This window comes from Actinophytocola sp. (genome assembly GCF_036378875.1).
Lineage (GTDB): Bacteria > Actinomycetota > Actinomycetes > Mycobacteriales > Pseudonocardiaceae > Actinophytocola.
The window spans coordinates 1-18,251 of record NZ_DASUVO010000054.1; the positions used below are offsets into that span (position 1 = coordinate 1).

The following is an 18,251-nucleotide window of genomic DNA, read 5'->3' on the forward strand; positions in this document are numbered from 1 at the left end:
GGGGAAACGCCCGGTCCCATTCCGAACCCGGAAGCTAAGCCTGCCAGCGCCGATGGTACTGCACTCGACAGGGTGTGGGAGAGTAGGACACCGCCGGACATCCTTTCCAGACGGGCCCCGCAACAGCGGGGCCCGTTTTGGTTTTCACAGCTCCGGGTTCGATTCGACGGCTGGGAACGCGATCTCGAGCACGAGGCCGCCCTCCGGGCGTGCGTACGCGTTGAGCTTGGCGGAGTGCGCGGCCACGATGGCGCGGACGATCGACAGGCCGAGCCCGTGGTGAGCGTTGTCGGAAACCCGGTGCAGTCGTTGGAACGGCTCGAAGAGGCGCTGCACATCGTCGGGCGGGACGACAGGCCCGGTGTTCGCGATGACCAGCACCGACTGACCGGTGTCGAGACGTGTACTGATGTCGATCACGCCGTCCGGGACGTTGTAGTGGATCGCGTTGTCGCAGAGGTTCGCGATCAGCCGCGCGATCAGTGTCGGATCGCCGAGGAGCCATGCGGGCCGGACGTTGGCCTTGACCTGGAGCCGGTGACGGTCGAAGGTCGCGGTCCGATCCTGGATCGCCTGCTGGACGATCCCGGCGAGGTCGACCTTCTCCACCCGGTCGTGGCCGTGCTCGCTGCCGGCGAGGGTGAGCAGCGACTCCAGCAGCCGGCCGCGTTGCCGGTTGGCGGCGAGCAGACGCTCGAAGTTCGCCCGGAAGGCCTCCGCGGTCGCGTCGGGGTCGATGAGCGGTTCCTCGATCAGCGCGTGTTCGACGGTCAACGGCGTACGCAGCTCGTGAGCGGCGTTGGCGACGAAGCGTTTGTGGCCGTCGAGCGCGGACTCGAGGCGGGCGAGCAGGCCGTCGATGGTGTCGGCGAGGTCCTTGAACTCGTCACGTTGGCCCGCCACGGCCAGGCGCTCGTGGACGTTGGATCCGGAGATCTGCCGCAGGCTGACGGTCATCGCCTGCACCGGGCGCAGCATGCGCCCGGCGAACATCCAGCCCAGCGCCAGCGAGACCGGTGCCATGATCGCGAGCGCGATACCCGACACCAGCAGCATGTCGGCGCGGAAGTCGAGGTATGGCGCGATGATCGCACCCGGTCGGATGGATCGAATGGCCTCCTCATCCGGCGGTGCGGGAGCGTCGGCCGGCGGCAGGTCCCGGGCCAGCGCGGTGACGATCGCGAGCAGGATCATGCCGGACAGGACCGACATCACGCCGTAGAGCAGGGTGAAACGCAGCCGAAGCCGGTGAACGGGCGGCATGTCAGATCCGGTAACCGGCGCGGGGCACGGTCTCGATCAGCGGTGGATCGCCGAGCTTCGCCCGCAGCCGGTTGATCGTCGCCTTCACCGTGGTGGTGAACGGGTCGGCCGCCTCGTCCCAGACGCGATCGAGAAGCTCCTCGGCGGAGATCACCCGACCCTCGCCGGTGAGCAGGTATTCGAGCACGGCGAACTCCTTCGGGCTCAGCGGCAGCCGGGCGCCGGCGCGGGTCGCGATGCGTTGCGCCGGGTCGAGCCGCAGGTCGCCGTGGACCAGTATCGGCGGCGCCGCCTGGCGGGCGCGCCGGCCGACGGCACGGATCCTGGCCACGAGCTCGGCATACGCGAAAGGCTTCGGCAGGTAGTCGTCGGCTCCGAGACCGAGCCCCTCGACCCGCTCCGCGATCGTGCCCGACGCCGTCAGCATCAGCACCCGGCTGGACGCCTCCCGGGCGACCAGCGTGCGGCAGACGTCGTCACCGTGCACCACAGGCAGATCGCGGTCCAGGACGACGACGTCGTAGTCGACGACATCGGTGCGTTCCAGCGCGGCCGCGCCGTCGTAGGCGACATCGACGGCCATGCCCTCCCGGCGCAGCACCCGGGCCACCGAGTCGGCGAGTTCCGTCTGGTCCTCGACCACCAGCACCCTCATCCTCCGACGTTATCGGGATCGCGGTCACAGCGCGGTCACAACGACGCGGACCGTGCTGTGACCGCCCGCCTCCTACAACTGAATTCATGACATCGATCATCGAGACCGAAAGGCTCGGCAAGCGCTACGGCCGGACAACGGCGCTGACGGACTGCACCCTGCGCGTGCCGGCCGGGCGGATCGTCGGCCTGGTCGGGCCGAACGGCGCGGGGAAGTCCACTTTGCTCGGGCTGACCTGCGGCCTGACCGCGCCCACCACCGGAAGCATCGTCGTGCTGGGCAACCGGCCAGCCGCCGGTGCGACGCAACTCTCCAGAGTCGGTTTCGTCGCGCAGGACGCTCCGGTCTACTCCGGACTGTCGGTCGCCGACCACTTGAGACTGGGTGCCCGCCTGAACTCCCGTTGGGACATGTCCCTGGCGCAGCGGCGTATCCAGCGGCTCGGCCTCAACCCCGCGCAGAAGGCCGGGCGGCTCTCCGGCGGCCAGCGGGCCCAGCTCGCGCTCACCGTCGCGGCCGCCAAACGCGCCGAGCTGCTGATCCTCGACGAGCCGGTCGCGTCCCTCGACCCGTTGGCGCGCAGCGCGTTCCTGCGCGACCTGCTGGACTTCGTCGCCGAACTCGGGGTGAGCGTCGTGCTCTCCTCACATCTGCTCGGCGATCTGGAGCGGGTCTGCGACCACCTCATCGTGCTGGCCGCGTCGCGGGTCCAGCTCTCCGGCGACGTCGCGGACCTCCTCGCCGTCCACTACCGCATCACCGGCACGGCCGCGGTGCCGGCCGGCGCTGACGTCATCCACACCGACAACACCGCCCGCGAGGCCACCGTGATCGTCCGCAGCACCGACCCGATCCCGGGCGCGGACCACGCCGACCTCGAAGACGTCGGGCTCGCGTACATGACCCGTGCCGCCGAGGCGTCGGTCCGAATCCCTCTGGAGGCACAGCGATGATCTGGCTGACCTGGCGGCAGTTCCGTACACAGGCGGTGGTCGCGCTCGCTGCGCTCGCCGCGCTGGCGACCTACCTCGTCATCCTCGGCTACCAGATGCGGAACGCCTACGCCACCGACATCGTCGGCTGCCAGCCAGCCGACTGCGTCAGTGCCCGACGAGACTTCGCCGACGCGTACGAGGTACAGGTCGCGTTGATCGGCGCGCTGCTCATCGGCGTGCCTGCACTGATCGGGGCCTTCTGGGGCGCGCCGCTGATCACCCGTGAACTCGAGGAGAGGACCGATCGCCTGGTCTGGAACCAGAGCATCACCCGCGTCCGCTGGCTCGCGGTGAAGCTGGCGCTCCTCATCCTGATCAGCATGGCCGTCACCGGGCTCTACAGCCTGCTGCTGACGTGGAGCGCCAGCCGCTACGACGAGCTGGTCGGCGATCGGTTCGGCGCGCTGGCGTTCGCCTCGCGCAACATCGCCCCCATCGGGTACGCCGCGTTCGCGTTCCTCCTCGGCACGGTCATCGGGCTGCTCGTGCGCCGCACGCTGCCGGCCATGGCGCTCACCCTCGTCCTGTTCGCCGTGATCCAGGTCTTCATGCCCATCGCCCTCCGCCAGCACCTCATGACACCGGTCACCAGCACCGTGCAGCTCGACGAAGAGGCGATCGAACGCGCGGACTTCATGGGCTTCGACCAAAACGGTGCACGGCTCGACGGCTACACGATGCCCGGCGCGTGGTCACTGACGTCCACCAGCCGGGTGTTCAACGCGGACGGCACTCCGTACACCACGGAACAGACGGAACAGTGCCGGCAGAGTGACCGGCAGACGGCCATGGCGTGCACCGCTCGGCAGAACCTGCACTTCAGCTACACGTATCAACCCGCCGACCGCTATTGGCGGTTCCAGTGGATCGAGCTGTCGGCGTTCCTCGGGCTGGCCCTGTTGCTGACGGGGTTCGGGCTCTGGCGGATCCGCACCTACTCCAGCTGATCGCGTGACTCAGCGCAGTACAGCCGCCAGTAGATCGGCGCCCAGCGCCGTCAGATCGGGCAGGTTGAGGGTGTAGCGGACGTAGCGACCGTGGCGCAGGGACGTGAGCAGGCCCGCGCGGCGCAGGACAGCGAGGTGGCGGGAAACCTCCGGGGGTGACAGCTCCCACGCGTGGGCCAGCTCCCCGGTCGTGTGCGGGCCGCGGGCCAGGGTGCGCAGCAGCCGCAGCCGCACCGGATGCGCCAGTGCCTCCAGCCGTAGCGTGACCGTCTCCAGCGACACCGGCTCCGAAGGACTCACGGGGTACTGCACCACCGGCTGCCACCCGGGCGCGTGGACCACCACCAGGTGCGGGCTGCCGAAGACACTGGGGATGAAGGTGACCCCGGTGCCGTGGGCGGCGGTCGCCTTGTCCTGCAGCTTGTCCACGACGATGTGGTCGCCGTCCGGTGCCACGGTGATCGCGCCGGAGACCGATCCCAGTGCCGCCTCGATGCCCTGGCGCTTCAGCAGGTCGTTCTTCAGGCGCAGGTCGGTGGCGAGTTGTGCGGCGACGCCCGTCCAGGCGGCGACGAAGAACGCTTCAGCGCACTGTTCGAGGGTGTGGCGCACCCGCGCCCGCACGGCGGCCGGGTCCGCGAGCAGCCGTTCCGCGAAGGCCTCCTGCCGTGCGCCTCGGGCTTGCGCCAGGTCCAGGGCCCGCTCGCGCGCGGTCGCGTCGGTGAGCGGCGACCGCGTGGTGAGGTGGTCCCGGTTGCTGCCGCAGGTGGTGACGAGCGCGGCGGTCACATACGTCTCGTCGTCGATCCGGTCAACGTCGTCCAGCTCGTCGGCGAGGGTCTGCCGAGGCCGGGCAGGGATCAGGAAGTCGGCCTGCGAGGAACGCCAGAGGAACTCCGCCTCCCGCAACCGCTCGGCCAGCGTAGGAGCCAGTCCGGCCCAGACATCCCCGGCCCAGCCGGCGAGCTGCGGATGATGCCCGGGTTCGGCCAGCACGTGCAGCATCGCGGTCAGCTCGGCCAGCGGTGACGCGGCGAACCGCAGTCGCTCGGCCGGCAAGCCGCTGATGTCGATCCTCACACTCACCCCCTCAGCATCACAGGTACCTGCGTGACGACCGCGTCGGTTGACGGTGTCCGTCAACCGACGTGCCCAGCCTGGGGAGCCGGCCCCACCGTTGACGCCATGCCCACCAAGATCCGCCCCCGTGCCCTCGTCCGTGCCTCCGGAGGCCCTCGGTATGCCGTCGCGCTGGCCGTGGACGCGCTCGGCACCGGCCTGCTGCGGCCTTTTCTGCTGCTCTACGGGGTGACGGTGCTGAGGCTGTCCGCGCCGGCCACCGGCATCGCCATGACGGTCGGGATCGTCGTGGGTCTGGTGTGCATGCCCGCGGTGGGCCTTTGGCTGGACCGGGGCGCACGCAGCACGGTCGTGGCGGCGTCGATGCTGGTGCGCGTGCTGGGCGTGGCGCTGCTGCTGGCCACCCCTGCGGGGCACGTCTGGCTGTTCGCGACGGCGGCGCTCTTCCTCGGCATCGGCAACCAGGCGTGGCCGGCCGCCCACGCGGCACTCGTGGCCACGGTCGCCCACGGCAGGGAACGCGATGCCGCTCTCGCGGGTGGCCGCGCGCTGCGCAACGCCGGCCTGGGTGTGGGTGCGCTCGTCGCCACCGCATGCCTGGCGGGCGGCACCACCGCATTGCAGGCACTGGCGGCCGTCACCGGACTTGCCTATCTCGCCGCGGCGGCGTTGGCGTGGTCGGTCCACCTCCGCACGCATCCGGCCGCTACCCCGGTCAAGGACAGGGACGACGGGCCGGCCCCTCGGATGCGGGCGCTACTGGCCGCCAACGTGGTCTACGTCTTCTGCCTCAACGTCCCCGAAATCGCGCTCCCGCTGGTCCTGGTGACACAGTTGGACGCATCCCCGGTGTGGTCGGCGGCCATCTTCGTGGCCAACACGGTGCTGGTGGTCACCCTGCAGGTGCCGATCACGATCTTGATGGCGCGTTTCTCCCGGCGGACCGTGCTGGCTCTCGCCGGCGTGGTACTCGCCGCGTCCTACCTCGGCTTCCTCGCGGCCACCTCGCTGGGACATGGCTGGGGTGCGCCGGCCGTCGCCGCGGTGTCGGTGGTCTGCACCATCGGCGAGATCATCTATGCCGGCAGCGCCACCGCGCTCGTCACCGCCCTCGCCCCGGCACATGTCCTGGGACGCGCCCTCGCCCGCTTCGAGGTCTCCACAGGCTTCGGGCTCGCCGTCTCCCCGGCGGTCATCACCGCCCTCGCACCGCACGGCCCGGCCGCCCTCTGGGGCAGCCTGGCCGCAGCGACGCTCGTCTCCGCCTCCGCCGTCGCCACCGAGAAGGAACGTGGCAAGCAGCCAGTAGGCGCGTCTAGCTCATGTGGCGTCGTGGAACACGAGGCCGAGGGTGTGCCTGCGGCCGGACCGCACCGCTGACACCCCGTGCCGTACCGGGGAGGCTGACCAGCCGCGTGCCGAGCGGACGGGGCGGTCGCGGGTGGTGAACACCAGGCCGTGCCCTTGCGGGATCAGGGTCGCGGTTCCCCGTGACTGCGCGCGGGGACGCTGCTCGACCAGCAGGAACTCGCCGCCCGTGTGGTCGGCGCCCGGGTCGTTGAGGTTGATCACGACCTGGAGCGGGAACACCTTGTCGCCGTACAGGTCCCGGTGCAGCGCGTTCCAGCCGCCCTGCTCGTAGCGCAGCAGGATCGGTGTCGGTCGGGTCTGCCCAGCCTCGTGACAGATCGCGAGCCAGTCGTCCAGGGCGTCCGGCCACTCGGCGTCCCTGCCGAGTTTGGCGTACCAGTCCTGGGCGATCGGCAGCAGGCGCGGATACAGCGCCTGCCGCAGACGCCGCACCGGCTCGGGGAACGGCTCTGCGAAGTAGCGGTAGTCGCCGTTGTCGCCGAACCGGTGCCGCCGCAGGTTGACCGTCGCCCGGAACCGGTCCGGTTCGTCCCACAGCTCGATGATCTTCGCGCACTCGGAGGGGGTGAGTAGTGGCGGCAGCAGCAGCGCGCACCCGTAGTCGTTGACGTCGTCGGCCACGGTATCCCAGTCGGCTGCCGCGACCCGCTTGGCGAATCGGTCGGTGCTCACGACGCCCCCTCGCAGGCTCGGTGACGCCGCTCGCGGTCGCCCTGTGACATTGGTTCGCTCGCAAGCTCGCTCACGACGCCTCCAGGCTCAACAGGGTTCGCTTGGCGTCCTCGCCGCCGACGTAGCCACCGAACCCACCGTCCGAACGCACCACCCGGTGACACGGCACGACGACCGGCAGGGGGTTGGTCGCGCATGCGGTCCCCACCGCGCGGACCGCCTTCGGGCTGCCCGCGGCGGCCGCGACCTGCGCGTAGCTCTCCGTGCGGCCGTAGCCGATCTCCGGCAGGTGTGCCAGCACCGCGCGCCGGAACCCCCTGGACAGCCGGAAGTCCAGCGGCAGGTCGAACACCCGCCGGGTCCTGGCGAAGTACTCGTCCAGCTGGTGTGCCGCCGGATCCAGGCGCGCGGGGGCCAGCAGGATCCGCGAGCTGACCGCCTCGGCCAGCTTGGCAAGGACCGCGTCGTGGTCTTCCCGGTCGTAGGCGACTCGTACCAGCCCCTGCTCGGTCGCGGCCAGCAGCAGCGTCCCGACCGGGGTGTCGATCGTGCGGTAGGCCACGTCCAGCAGCCCGTTTCGCGCCGCGGCGACCGCGAGCCGCTCGCGCAGCCGGCGTGTCGTGTCCTCGTCGTGGACCGGCAGCGCGTCGAACAGGTGTCTGGCTTGGTCGTCGGACATGGTCATCATGGTGTCGTTCCTCCCACGCTCGTCGTGTGCGCATAGGTGGCCCGCAGGGACTTGATCCCGTCGGCGGCCGCTCTGCGCGCGGCGTCTGTGCTGCCCCCGGTGATCTCGGCGATCTCCTTGTACGGAAGACCGGCCACGTAGTGGTACGCCACGGCCGCACGTTGTTTGTCTGGCAGCTCGGCCAGCGCGTGCCACAGGTCCCCGTCCCACGCCTCGGGGCGTCTGGACGTGCTCGGCCGCTCCGGAACCTCTTCCACCGGAACAGCTCGTCGGGCCTGCGCACGGGTGATGTCGATGGCCTTGCGGTGCGCGATCGTGACCAGCCACGCCTCCACGTTCGCGTCGACCGGCAGGTCCGGATAGGCCTGCATCGCCGCGAGGAAGGTCTCCGACCAGGCGTCCTCGGCGTCCACCGGGCCCAGCACGGCCCGGCAGACCCGCAGGACCATCGGCCCGTACTCGTCCACGATCTGCTCGAAAGGTCTCACGATCACACCCCGTAGACGCCGCGGCAGGCCAGAACGTGAGATCGCCTGGCGAATCACCTTCCCCGCGGCAGCTGAACCGTGCAACCGGAGGTCGCTATTCGGCGATGGTGAGCACCTCGGGCTTGCGGCCCACCGCGGCGTAGATCACCTCTGCCTCGGGGTGGCTCCCCGTGGTGATCTCCGGGCGCCACCGTGGCGTCCAGACCACGCCCGGTTCGACGATCTCGGTGCCGATCATGAACGCCTGGATCTCCTCGCGGGTGCGGACGGCTGCCGGGGTGCTGCTCTGGTCGTACATCCGCCGAAGAGTTTGGAAGCGCTGCTGGCCGGTGCGTGCACCATGTGACAGCACGAGGAAGCTGCCTGGGGCCATGGCGTCGACATAGCCGGCCACGGCGTCGTACGGGTTGGCCTCTTCGGGGACGAAGTGCAGCACGGCGGCAAGGATCACGGCCATCGGTTGCGTGGGGTCGATCAGTTGTCGCACGGGCTCCGAGTCGAGCACAGCGTCCACGTCCACCAGATCCGCCAACACCGCACCGGCGTTGTCATTGTGCTTGAGCATCAGTTCGCAGTGGGCCACGGCGATCGGCTCGTTGTCGACGTAGACTACCCGGCACTCTGGCGCCAACCGTTGGGCGATCTCATGCACGTTGCCCACGGTGGGGATCCCCGAACCGAGGTCGAGGAACTGCCGAATGCCCTGCTCGACACAGAACCGCACCGCCCGCGCCAGGAACGCCCGGTTCTGCTGCAGTACCGACGCCGCTTCCGGCGCGTGTTCGAGCAACTTGTGCGCGAACACGCGGTCGATCTCGAAGTTCGACGCTCCGCCAAGCAGGTAGTCGTACACCCGGGCGGCATTCGGCCGCTGGAGATCGATATCCGCCGGCGCCCATCGTGGTAATTCCATCGACACGACACCGACCCTATGGCTTGGTGCCGCCTGAGGTCATGGCGGTGTCGGTATCACTCTGTTCGCGGGTTCACCCGGCAGTTGGTGTGGAGGTATCGGGCGGTGCCGTTCGTGAAGTCGTAGATCGCGACCGTCTGGGTGTCCTCCAACGAATCCGCGGGCGGCATCAGGAAATGTGTCTCGCTCACCGGGAGCAGCTCATAAATGATGCGGTCCGGTTTGTTGAGGAACTCCGCCTGCGTCGGGTCGATGACCAGGGTCAGGTACAGCTTTCCGCCTTCGGCCGACACCTCGTACCGTGCGCCGGGGCGCTCGTAGACGCCGACGTACCTGGACAGGTCGAGGTTCAGCGTCGGGTCCGGGGCGGGAAGGTCGGGGACGGTGACCATGCCGAGGTCGGTCAGGATCTCGTTGAACACGTTGCGGTAGAAGCTTTCCCTCGGCCCGCCGTTCGTCAGCATCGCGATGGCGGTGCTCGTGTCCGGCAGGAGCCGGAGCCGGGCGTTCTGGCCGATCGTGCTGCCGTCGGTCGCGTAGACGGTGTGGCCGTGCCAGTCACACACGATGAGGCCGAGCGCCCATTCCGGCCCGAACATGTACGGATCCGGTACGGGCACTCGCGAACGCGTCATCTCTCGAATGCTCTCGGCCGAGACGACGCGCTTTCCGTTCGGGGCCGTGCCTTCGTTGAGCAGCACGTGCGCCATCGCGAGCACCTCACGGGTCGTCGAGGTGATGTTGCCGCCAGGGCCGAAGACACGCGGCAGATAGTCCACCGGTGTGACGATCGGGCCCTCCTCCAGGGAACGGAGCAGGTGCCCGGTCGCCGCCCGGGTGTCGTCCACCTGCTCACGCCAGCTGTACGTGCTGGTCAGGCCCATCGGGTCGAAGAGGCGCTCCCGCATGACGTCGTCCCAGGGTTTGCCGTCGTGCACCTCCAGGATCCGCCCGAGAATGGCGTAACCCAGCGCCGCGCTGTAGCCGTGGGTGTGACCCAGCGGGAAGACCTGGGGCGCGCCGGCGATGTTCTCGACCATGCGCTCGTAGACGTCGTCGTCTTCACCCGGATCGCCGTGGGCTTCCTCGATACCGTTGGTGTGGTACAGCAGGTGACGAGGGGTGACCTTGGCGCTCACCTCGGGATCTGCCACCGTGAAGCCGGGCAGGTAGGTCCGTACCGGTTCGTCCAGCTCGACCTTCCCTTCGTCGACGAGCTGCATGAAGGCCAGCGCGGTCCACGTCTTGGTCATGGAACCGCACTGGTAGACGGTGTCCGTCGTCGTGGGTTCCCGTGTTTCCACGGATTTGACGCCGACCGCGGTCTCGGTGACCTCCCCGTCGTGGAGCACACCGATCGCGGCGCTCGGGATGCCGTACTCCGCAAGGAGTTCGGTGACCCGGGCTCGGATCCGTGGCACGTCGAGCGTCATCGGGGGAGACCGACCGCGTTCGCGGCGTCCGCTTCGAAGTACTCCGTCGTGGCGTAGGCGCCGGCGTGTGTCTCGAAGAAGTCCCGAACTCCCTCGATGGAGTCGTGGGTGATGATGTTCACCGCCTTGGCGCCGTCCTTGCTCGCGACCGCCACCTTCCACTTGGCGCCCTTGGGGAGCTTGGCGTGCGCCTTCTTCAGACCGCTCCAGAACTTGCCGTCGTCCGAGACGGTCGACACGGCCATCACGTGCATCATTGTTTTCCTCCCTTTCCGGATGGCGAAAAGCTACGTTGCGTTTAAGAAGTCGTCAACGCTTTTGCAGGCATCATTGCAACAGAAATGCGAATGAACGCAACTACCCCACCAGGTCGTTGCAATGTACTGTCGATGAACGCAAAGGAGGTGTGCCGATGCCAGGAGGCAGGCTGACCCATGAGGACCGTCAGCGAATCGAGGCGTGGCTGGCCGACGGTCTCGGGTACGCCGAGATCGCACGACGACTGGGCAGGCCGACGTCCACGATCAGCCGTGAGGTCGCGCGCAACGCCGCATCCGGTGACTATCTGGCCGACCGTGCACAGAAGGTCGCCGGTCACCGCGCCCGTCGCCGCAGGCCGACCCGTCCCGCCGAGCCGACGACCGACGAGGTGGTGCGCGGCTTCGTGGACCAGTTCGCGGCCCTGCTGGCCGCGACCGGCCTGCCCCGGATGACCGCACGGGTGTTCGTCTGCCTGCTCACCGCCGACACCAGCGGCCTGACGTCAGCCGACCTGGTGCGCCGACTACAGGTCAGCCCGGCGTCGGTATCCAAGTCCATCGGGTACCTCGAAGCCATGGAACTCGTGGCGCGCCAACCGGATCCCGGCGGGCGCCGCGAGCGGTACGTCATCGACGACGACGTCTGGCTCCGGGCGTGGCAGGCCGACACCGGCGCGCACGGCGAGATCGCGATCGCCGCACAGCGGGGCATCGAGATCTTCGGCGCCGAGACGACCGCCGGTGCCCGACTCGGCAAGATGGGCCAGTTCTTCGCCCGGCTCAGCGAGCAGATGAGCGGCAGCACCCTCACCGAGCCCGCCGTGTACGACGCACTGACGGTGCTCGCCGCCCTCGTGCACGCCGGCCGGCCGCTCACCCTGGACACGCTGGCCACCGCGCTCGACTGGCCCCGCGACCGCGTCATCGCCGCCCTTGACACGATCCGACGCCAGCCGGCGATCGCCGATCCCCTTGCCCTGCAAGCCATCAACCCCGAGGCCTACACCATCGCCACAAGGCCGGACCGCCTGAGCCCGGCACAACGCCAGGCACTCGAGCGGTGAGTCACGAGGTGTCGGCGCGGACCGGGTTGGACAGGGTGCCGATGCCGGTGATCTCGATCTCGACCACGTCGCCCGGGGTGATCGGGCAGGCCGAGTCGGTGCCCATCCACAGGACGTCCCCCGGGTGGAAGGTCACGTAGCGGGATGCCTCGACGAGGTGGTCCCACGGGTCGAAGATCATGTCGCCGGTGGCGAAACGCGCCCCCGCGACGCCGTTCACGCGCACCGTGGTGGTCTGGGCCAGTGGGTCGACGTCGGTCTCGATCCACGGTCCCATCGGTTTGAAGGTGTCGCTGTTCTTGCTGCGCCAGAAGGTGCGGTCGGCGTGCTGCCACTCCCGCGCGCTGACGTCGTTGCCGATCGTCCAGCCGAAGACCGACTCCTGGGCCTCGGCGCGGCTCGCGCGCCGCAACCGCCGACCGATGACGGCGACGACCTCTCCCTCCGCCTCCAACCGACCGGTGAGGTCGGGCGGGACGACGATGTCCGCGCCGCTGCCGACGAGCGCGTTGTTGGCCCGGTAGCCCACCTCTGGCCGTTCGGGAGCGGTCGCGTCGACGAACCCGCGGGCGCGGGCTCGCTCGAGGTGCGCCCGGTAGTTCAGCCCCACCGCGTAGAAGACGAACGGCAGCACCGGCGGGAGCAGTTCGACCGCGGTCAGCGGCACGGTGCCGGTCAGGACCGGAGTGCCCTCAATCGGCGAGCCGGACAGCAGATGGGCCGCCTCGTCCTCGACCCGGGCCCAGTGTGGCCGGCCGAGGTGACGGACCCGGGCGTAGCGCATCGACCCGGCAAGATCACAGGACGCGGTGGTCGAAGACGCGCTGGGTCTTCCGCTCGCTGCGGGGCAGCGAACCCGGCTCGACGATCTCCACCTCGATCCGCAGACCGATCTTGTCACGCAGACGCCGCTCCAACTCGCCGGCGACGCCGCGGTCGTCGGCCTCCACCCGGACGGTGAGGCTGTCGCGGCCACCGGCGTCCCGATCCACGTGCGCCTGGAACTCCGGTCCGACACCGGTCATCTCCGCGAGCACGGTGTCGACCTGCATTGGCAGGAAGATGACACCGCGCACCTTGATCTGGTCGTCGGACCGGCCCTGGATCCGGCCGATGCGCGGATATGGGCTGCCACAGGGACATGGCTCCGCGTACAGGTAGGTCAGGTCCCTGGTGCGGTACCGGATCAGCGGGGTGGCCTCCTTGTGGAGCGTGGTCACCACCAGCTCGCCCGGGGTGCCAGCGGGTACCGGCCCGAGCGTGTCCGGGTCGATGATCTCCGCGTGGAAGTGGTCGGTCCAGATGTGGATGCCGTCGTGGCGCTCGCACTCCACGCCGACGCCACCGCCCCACAGCTCGGTCAGCCCGTACAGGTCGAACGTTCGCACGCCGAGCAGCGACTCGATCCGCGCCCGGGTGGCCTCACCCCACCGTTCCGAGCCGGTGAGCGCGATGCGCAGTGCGAGTTCGGAACGCAGGTCGCGCTGCGCGACCAGTTCCCCGAGCAGCAGGGTGAACGACGAGGTCGCCCACAGCACGGTGCTGCGCAGCTCCCTCATCATCTCCAACTGCATCTCGGTGTTGCCCGGGCCGCTCGGCACGGCCATCGCGCCGAGCCTCTCGATGCCGGCCTGGAATCCCACGCCGGCCGCCCACAGCCCGTAACCCACCGCGATCTGCACCCGGTCGTCGGGCATCACCCCGGTGTACCGCAGGCACCTGGCGACCATCTCCGTCCAGTCCTCGACATCCCTGGCGGTGTACGCACAGATGGTGCGGCGCCCCGTGGTGCCGGTGGAGGCGTGCACCCGCACGACCCGCTCCTCGGGCACGGCGGCGTACTCCATCACCGGGGTCTCGCGAATCTCCTCCTTGGTGGTGAACGGCAGTCGGTACAGATCGCCAGGCTCGGCGACGTCCTGCGGTCGAACGCTCGCCTCGTCGAGCTTCTTGCGCAAGTAGGCCGATCCGGACGCGACCCGTTCCAGCATCGCGCGCAGAGCCGCGGGATCCACCTGTGCCGTCATGTGTTCACCATCCGGTCGTCGAGACAGTTGTTCTTCCAGAGCACTTTCCTACCGCACGATCAGTCGCCGACCCGGCCGGGCACCCCGTCGATCCACCTGTCGGCGTACCGGTCCGCCGCCGCCCGGTCCCGGAAACCGTAGGTCTTGAGCAGCCAACGGGTCCTTGCTCGTTCCGGATCGTTGATCTCGAGGTGCTCGCGGTTGTGCAGGCCATCCTGGTTCGCGAAGCTGAAAAGATCGCCCGTGCGGATGCGGTGCCGCACCTTTTCCGCTCGCACCAACGCGTTCTTCAAGGCGATGAGCGCGTCCTTCGCCTCGGCGGGAGCGTCCGGGGCCACCGTCGTGTGCGTGTCGACGTAGCGCACGCTGTGCTCGTCGTAGAAGATCGAATGGTTGTCGGAGACGGTGAGCGCCTGGTTCCTGTCTCTGGAGAGCACATCGAAAGGGGTGTAAAAATACGGTTGGCGCAGCGTGTGTCGTTCCTCCTCGCTGAGCATCGCGAGGAGGGCCGGACCGGACACGAAACCGGTGTAGGTGATCTCGGCGTCCGGGCACCGCATCCCGAGCAGGGTGATGAAGTCGGCGCGCACCGGATGGGCGGTCCGATCGTTGTGGAACGCCAACTCCCCGTCGCTGTAGCCGGTCTGCTTGCCGCGGTACCGGTTGATCGCGATGACGTCGATGAAGAAGTCCCCGTTGAACCGTGTCTGGTAGGACAGCAGCGGTGTGCCGACCAGGTGCCCGAACAAACAGAGGAACGACTCGGCGACGAATGTCGTCTTCTTGGCGTACTTGTCCGAGAGCGGGTCGTCCTGGTCCAGCAGCGGTATTTCCTGGTCCAGCGGGCAGTTGCGCAGCGCGTGTGCGAACGCGCTCCCGGACACGCGGTCCTTGCGAATCCGGTCGGTCACCTCGACCAGGGACGGCGACACCTTCCCGTCGTCGATCAACCCGGCGATCTCGTCGGAGAAGACGATCGGCTCCCGGTAGGGGTGCGCGCCCACGGTCATCAGCAGGCCACGCAACTCATCTCGTTCGTCGTCTGTGAAGGCATATGTCAGTTGCATACCAGCCTCCGGATGTCCAAACAATGCACATGGTTTAGCCGAACCGGGCGGACGCGATCAATGCGTCCAGGTGCACTAGCGGAGATCGTTACCTGCACTGCCGGCGCAGTGTAGACGCAAGATGGGACACCACGCCATGTTCCAGTCGGCGCACCAGCACACCAAACTCACGCTGATCGCGTCATAGGCGTTTTCTTTTGCCACAGATGAGGTTTCGCGCCAACATCACTATTGACTACGGGCTCTTGAGCACTGTTTGATGCTGCCCGGTCGCAGAGCGTTCACAGGCGGCGAAGCCTTCAGCCGGGAGGAACGGTTGCAGTGGCGGAAAAACGAAACCAGGCTTCACCCACCATGCCCACCACCGTCGAGGTGATCGACTGCACGCTGCGGGACGGTGAGCAGACACCGGGAGTCTGGTTCACCGTCGAGGAGAAGGTGCAGTTGGCGCGGCTCCTGGCGGACACCGGAATCGGGTTGCTGGACGCCGGTTTCCCCGGTGCGTCCGGCGCGGACCTCGAGGCGATGCAGGAGATGCGCCGGGCAGGCGTCGGCGCCCGGATCGGCGCGACCGCGCGTCCGCTGCGGCAGGATATCGCCGCGGCGGCCAAGGCACTGGCGCACGAGGTCTTCGTGTTCCTGCCCACCAGCGACCTCCGGCTGCGGGAAACCCTTGGCATCACCCGTGATCAGGCCGCTCACCTCATGCGCACCGGCGTGGACGAGGCAGTCGGGGAGGGCCTGGGGGTCAACGTGGTGTTCGAGGACGCCACCAGAGCGGACCCCGCGCACATGATCCGGCTCGCCGACGAGGTGTGCACACCCGGTGTCGTCTCCCGGCTGATCCTGGCCGACTCGGTCGGTTGCGCGCACCCGGGCGGCATGCGTGCTCTGGTGCGAATGCTGGCCGAGCGTCTTGACCCGACGATCGCGATCTGCACCCACGCGCACAACGACTATGGTCTGGCCACTGCCAACACGCTGGCGGCCGTGGAAGCCGGTGCTCGCGCGATCACCTGCACGGTGAACGGAATCGGCGAACGGGCCGGCAACGCCGACCTCGCCGAGTGCCTGGCCGCGCTGACCCACCTCTACGACGTGCACCACGGCGTCCGGGCCGACCTGTTACCTGAGCTGGCGCGCTTCGTCGAACGCACCAGTGGGATACACATGAGCGCCACCAAACCGGTCACCGGGTACAACGTCTACCGCCACGAGTCCGGCGTGCACGTCGACAGCATGCTCAAGGACAGTCGCAGCTACGAGGTGCTGTCGCCGAGGTGGACCGGTCGTGAGCGCAGTTACGTGCTGGGCAAGCACAGCGGCGCGTCGTTGGTGCGGCACATCCTCGGACAGACGAACCCGCCGTGCGAGGTCGACGACGACACCGCACGCCGGCTGGTGGACGTGGTGAAGCAGGCGGTCGAGAACAGGGACAAGGCCGAGCACGAGCGTGCCTACGCCGCGAAGGAGGCGTTCACCGCCTCCGCGCTGGCCGGCGTCTCACCGGAGTTCGTCCTCGCCGAGTACGACCGACTGTCCACGAACAGCGCATGAGCGGGCGGACGATCAGCGACAAGGTGATCGACGCGCACGCCCGCGACGGGGACGACACGACGCTCTACCGTCTGGTCGACGTCGACGCCGTGCTCGGTCCCGACGCCACGATCGCACTGCTCATCGACGACTTCGAGCGTCGCGGACTGTCCATTTGGGATCGTGACAGGGTGCTGCTGGCCAACGACCACTTCTCGCCGCCTGCGACGGCCGAGCGGGCGGACATCTCCAACCGGTTCCTCGCCTTCGCGCGGGGCCAGGGCATTCCCAACCTCATGCTGGACAGCGGGATCTCCCACCAGTTGCTGGTGGAGCACAGGCTGTGCCAGGCCGGTGGTCTCATCGTCGGCGCGGACAGCCACACCGTCATGGCAGGCGGCATCGGGGCGTGCGCGACCGGCATGGGCGCGACCGACATCCTGTTCACGTTGGCGACCGGGACCACGTGGATGCGCAAGCCGAACACCATCGCGGTCAGGTTCCACGGCACGCTGCCCGCGCAGTCCAGTGGGCGGGACGTCGTCCTGGCACTGCTCGCCCTTCTCGGGGAAAGTGGCGCGCAGTACCGTTGTCTGGAGTTCCACGACGAGTCCACGCCTGCCCTGTGCCAGGACGACCGGTTCGCCATTGCCAACATGGCCGTCGAGATCGGCGCCAAGTTCGGCGTCTTCGTCCCGGATCAGACCACTGTGGACTACTACGTGGCGAGGGACGGCGAACTGCTCGGCACCCTGGTCCGACCGGACGCCGATGCCGGGTACGAACGGGTGATCGACCTCGATCTGAGCGAGCTCGACGCGCGGGTCGCCAAGCCGTGGTCCCCGGCGAACGTGGTGCCGCTGAAGGATTTGGAACCCGTGCGGATCACCAGCGCCTTCCTCGGCTCCTGCGCGAGCGGCAGGCTGTCCGACATCGGGGTCGCCGCCGCCGAGCTGACCGACAGGAGGGTGCATCCCGACGTCCGCTTCGTGGTGATCCCGGCGTCGGTGGAGGTGTTCAAACAGGCGCTCCGGGCCGGTTACGTCGAGACCCTGATCGAAGCCGGCGCGATCGTCGAGCATTCCAGCTGTGGCGCGTGCGGGGGGATCGACAAAGGGGTGCTCGGCGCGGACGACGTGTGCGTGTCCAGCTCCAACCGCAACTTCCGGGGACGGATGGGCCACTGGCAAAGCCGAACATACCTGGCCAGCCCACGAACTGTGGCGCGCGCGGCGGTGCGCGGTGTGCTCGCACCGGACCTCTACCGTGACGTGGGAGACCAATGACCGAGATTATGGGCCGGGTCTGGCTGTTCGGCGACAACGTGAACACCGACGTCATCCATCCGCCCGCGTTCTACAGCCTGGACCCGGACAAGGTGCGGGCGGGACTGTTCCACGGCTACGACCCCGAGATGCAGCCCGCCATCGAACCGGGCGACGTGGTGGTCGCCGGGCGGAACTTCGGCTGCGGATCGAGCCGGGAGACCTCCATCCGCGCGCTCAGGCTCAACCACATCGGCGCGCTCGTCGCGGTCGACTTCGCCAGGATCTTCTTCCGCAACGCGACGAACAACGGCTTGCCCTGCCTCACCTTCGCGAACGCCGACGACATGACACGCCTGCACAAAGGGCAGCGGATCACCGTCGACCCCGACGCCGCCACCCTCCGCACCGAGGCGGGTGAGGAAATCCCGCTCACCCCGCCTGGCGACTTCATCCGCCGGATCTGGGCCGCCGACGGCCTGCTCAACCTGCTTCCTCAGGCCGGTTCGGCGCCCCAGCTGTGAACG

General features: G+C 68.7%; 19 protein-coding genes and 1 rRNA gene. 8 read left to right on the forward strand and 12 right to left on the reverse strand.

Annotated elements, in window-relative coordinates:
- Positions 1-99 (forward strand): 5S ribosomal RNA (gene rrf, locus VF106_RS15965); the annotation flags it as partial.
- A 45-nt stretch (positions 100-144) separates the two neighbouring features.
- Here the strand turns inward: rrf and VF106_RS15970 are convergent.
- Positions 145-1,263, reverse strand: coding sequence for a HAMP domain-containing sensor histidine kinase (locus VF106_RS15970; protein WP_330840496.1), 1,119 nt, complete (start codon positions 1,261-1,263; stop codon positions 145-147).
- 1 nt (position 1,264) lies between these two features.
- Complete coding sequence (locus VF106_RS15975; RefSeq protein WP_330840497.1) at positions 1,265-1,918, reverse strand: response regulator transcription factor; 654 nt, start codon at positions 1,916-1,918, stop codon at positions 1,265-1,267.
- An 86-nt stretch (positions 1,919-2,004) separates the two neighbouring features.
- On the opposite strand from VF106_RS15975, the gene VF106_RS15980 reads away from it, so the two are divergent.
- On the forward strand, positions 2,005-2,871 hold the full coding sequence (locus VF106_RS15980; protein ID WP_330840498.1) for an ABC transporter ATP-binding protein: 867 nt from the start codon (positions 2,005-2,007) through the stop codon (positions 2,869-2,871).
- The gene (locus VF106_RS15985) at positions 2,868-3,860 is read left to right on the forward strand and encodes an ABC-2 membrane transporter-related protein (protein ID WP_330840499.1); all 993 of its coding nucleotides are present in this window, start codon (positions 2,868-2,870) and stop codon (positions 3,858-3,860) included. Before VF106_RS15980 ends, VF106_RS15985 begins: the two co-directional genes overlap by 4 nt.
- A 9-nt stretch (positions 3,861-3,869) precedes the next feature.
- On the opposite strand, the gene VF106_RS15990 is transcribed toward VF106_RS15985, so the two are convergent.
- Positions 3,870-4,940, reverse strand: coding sequence for a DUF5937 family protein (locus tag VF106_RS15990; protein WP_330840500.1), 1,071 nt, complete (start codon positions 4,938-4,940; stop codon positions 3,870-3,872).
- A gap of 105 nt (positions 4,941-5,045) precedes the next feature.
- On the opposite strand from VF106_RS15990, the gene VF106_RS15995 reads away from it, so the two are divergent.
- Positions 5,046-6,320: an MFS transporter gene (locus tag VF106_RS15995; protein WP_330840501.1), complete on the forward strand. Its 1,275-nt coding sequence runs from the start codon at positions 5,046-5,048 to the stop codon at positions 6,318-6,320.
- On the opposite strand, the gene VF106_RS16000 is transcribed toward VF106_RS15995, so the two are convergent.
- The 6 genes from VF106_RS16000 to VF106_RS16025 form a co-directional block, all read right to left on the reverse strand.
- Positions 6,261-6,983 (reverse strand): 2OG-Fe(II) oxygenase, encoded by a 723-nt coding sequence (locus VF106_RS16000; RefSeq protein ID WP_330840502.1) that lies wholly within the window; start codon positions 6,981-6,983, stop codon positions 6,261-6,263. The genes VF106_RS15995 and VF106_RS16000 overlap by 60 nt on opposite strands.
- Positions 6,984-7,053: 70 nt before the next feature.
- Positions 7,054-7,671: a methylated-DNA--[protein]-cysteine S-methyltransferase gene (locus VF106_RS16005; protein ID WP_330840503.1), complete on the reverse strand. Its 618-nt coding sequence runs from the start codon at positions 7,669-7,671 to the stop codon at positions 7,054-7,056.
- Entirely contained in the window at positions 7,668-8,165 is a 498-nt protein-coding gene (locus VF106_RS16010; protein WP_330840504.1) for an RNA polymerase sigma factor, read from the reverse strand. The genes VF106_RS16005 and VF106_RS16010 overlap by 4 nt, the downstream gene beginning before the upstream one ends.
- Positions 8,166-8,253: 88 nt before the next feature.
- The gene (locus VF106_RS16015; protein WP_330840505.1) at positions 8,254-9,072 is read right to left on the reverse strand and encodes an SAM-dependent methyltransferase; all 819 of its coding nucleotides are present in this window, start codon (positions 9,070-9,072) and stop codon (positions 8,254-8,256) included.
- A gap of 56 nt (positions 9,073-9,128) precedes the next feature.
- Positions 9,129-10,505: a serine hydrolase gene (locus VF106_RS16020; protein WP_330840506.1), complete on the reverse strand. Its 1,377-nt coding sequence runs from the start codon at positions 10,503-10,505 to the stop codon at positions 9,129-9,131.
- A complete protein-coding gene (locus VF106_RS16025) occupies positions 10,502-10,762 on the reverse strand; it encodes a hypothetical protein (protein ID WP_330840507.1) in 261 nt (86 codons plus the stop codon). Before VF106_RS16025 ends, VF106_RS16020 begins: the two co-directional genes overlap by 4 nt.
- 155 nt (positions 10,763-10,917) lie before the next feature.
- On the opposite strand from VF106_RS16025, the gene VF106_RS16030 reads away from it, so the two are divergent.
- Complete coding sequence (locus VF106_RS16030; protein WP_330840508.1) at positions 10,918-11,829, forward strand: GbsR/MarR family transcriptional regulator; 912 nt, start codon at positions 10,918-10,920, stop codon at positions 11,827-11,829.
- 1 nt (position 11,830) lies between these two features.
- On the opposite strand, the gene VF106_RS16035 is transcribed toward VF106_RS16030, so the two are convergent.
- From VF106_RS16035 to VF106_RS16045, 3 genes are read right to left on the reverse strand one after another with little or no spacing between them, the layout of a single operon-like run.
- Entirely contained in the window at positions 11,831-12,613 is a 783-nt protein-coding gene (locus VF106_RS16035; RefSeq protein ID WP_330840509.1) for a fumarylacetoacetate hydrolase family protein, read from the reverse strand.
- A gap of 13 nt (positions 12,614-12,626) precedes the next feature.
- A complete protein-coding gene (locus VF106_RS16040; RefSeq protein ID WP_330840510.1) occupies positions 12,627-13,856 on the reverse strand; it encodes a phenylacetate--CoA ligase family protein in 1,230 nt (409 codons plus the stop codon).
- A gap of 59 nt (positions 13,857-13,915) precedes the next feature.
- Entirely contained in the window at positions 13,916-14,923 is a 1,008-nt protein-coding gene (locus VF106_RS16045; protein ID WP_330840511.1) for a TauD/TfdA family dioxygenase, read from the reverse strand.
- A 354-nt stretch (positions 14,924-15,277) separates the two neighbouring features.
- On the opposite strand from VF106_RS16045, the gene VF106_RS16050 reads away from it, so the two are divergent.
- Genes VF106_RS16050 through VF106_RS16060 form a run of 3 tightly spaced genes read left to right on the forward strand, consistent with a single transcriptional unit; the run spans position 15,278 to position 18,248 of the window.
- On the forward strand, positions 15,278-16,480 hold the full coding sequence (locus VF106_RS16050) for a LeuA family protein (protein ID WP_330840512.1): 1,203 nt from the start codon (positions 15,278-15,280) through the stop codon (positions 16,478-16,480).
- A complete protein-coding gene (locus VF106_RS16055; RefSeq protein ID WP_330840513.1) occupies positions 16,477-17,745 on the forward strand; it encodes a 3-isopropylmalate dehydratase large subunit in 1,269 nt (422 codons plus the stop codon). The genes VF106_RS16050 and VF106_RS16055 overlap by 4 nt, the downstream gene beginning before the upstream one ends.
- Positions 17,742-18,248 (forward strand): LeuD/DmdB family oxidoreductase small subunit, encoded by a 507-nt coding sequence (locus tag VF106_RS16060; protein ID WP_330840514.1) that lies wholly within the window; start codon positions 17,742-17,744, stop codon positions 18,246-18,248. Before VF106_RS16055 ends, VF106_RS16060 begins: the two co-directional genes overlap by 4 nt.
- Positions 18,249-18,251 lie beyond the last annotated feature (3 nt).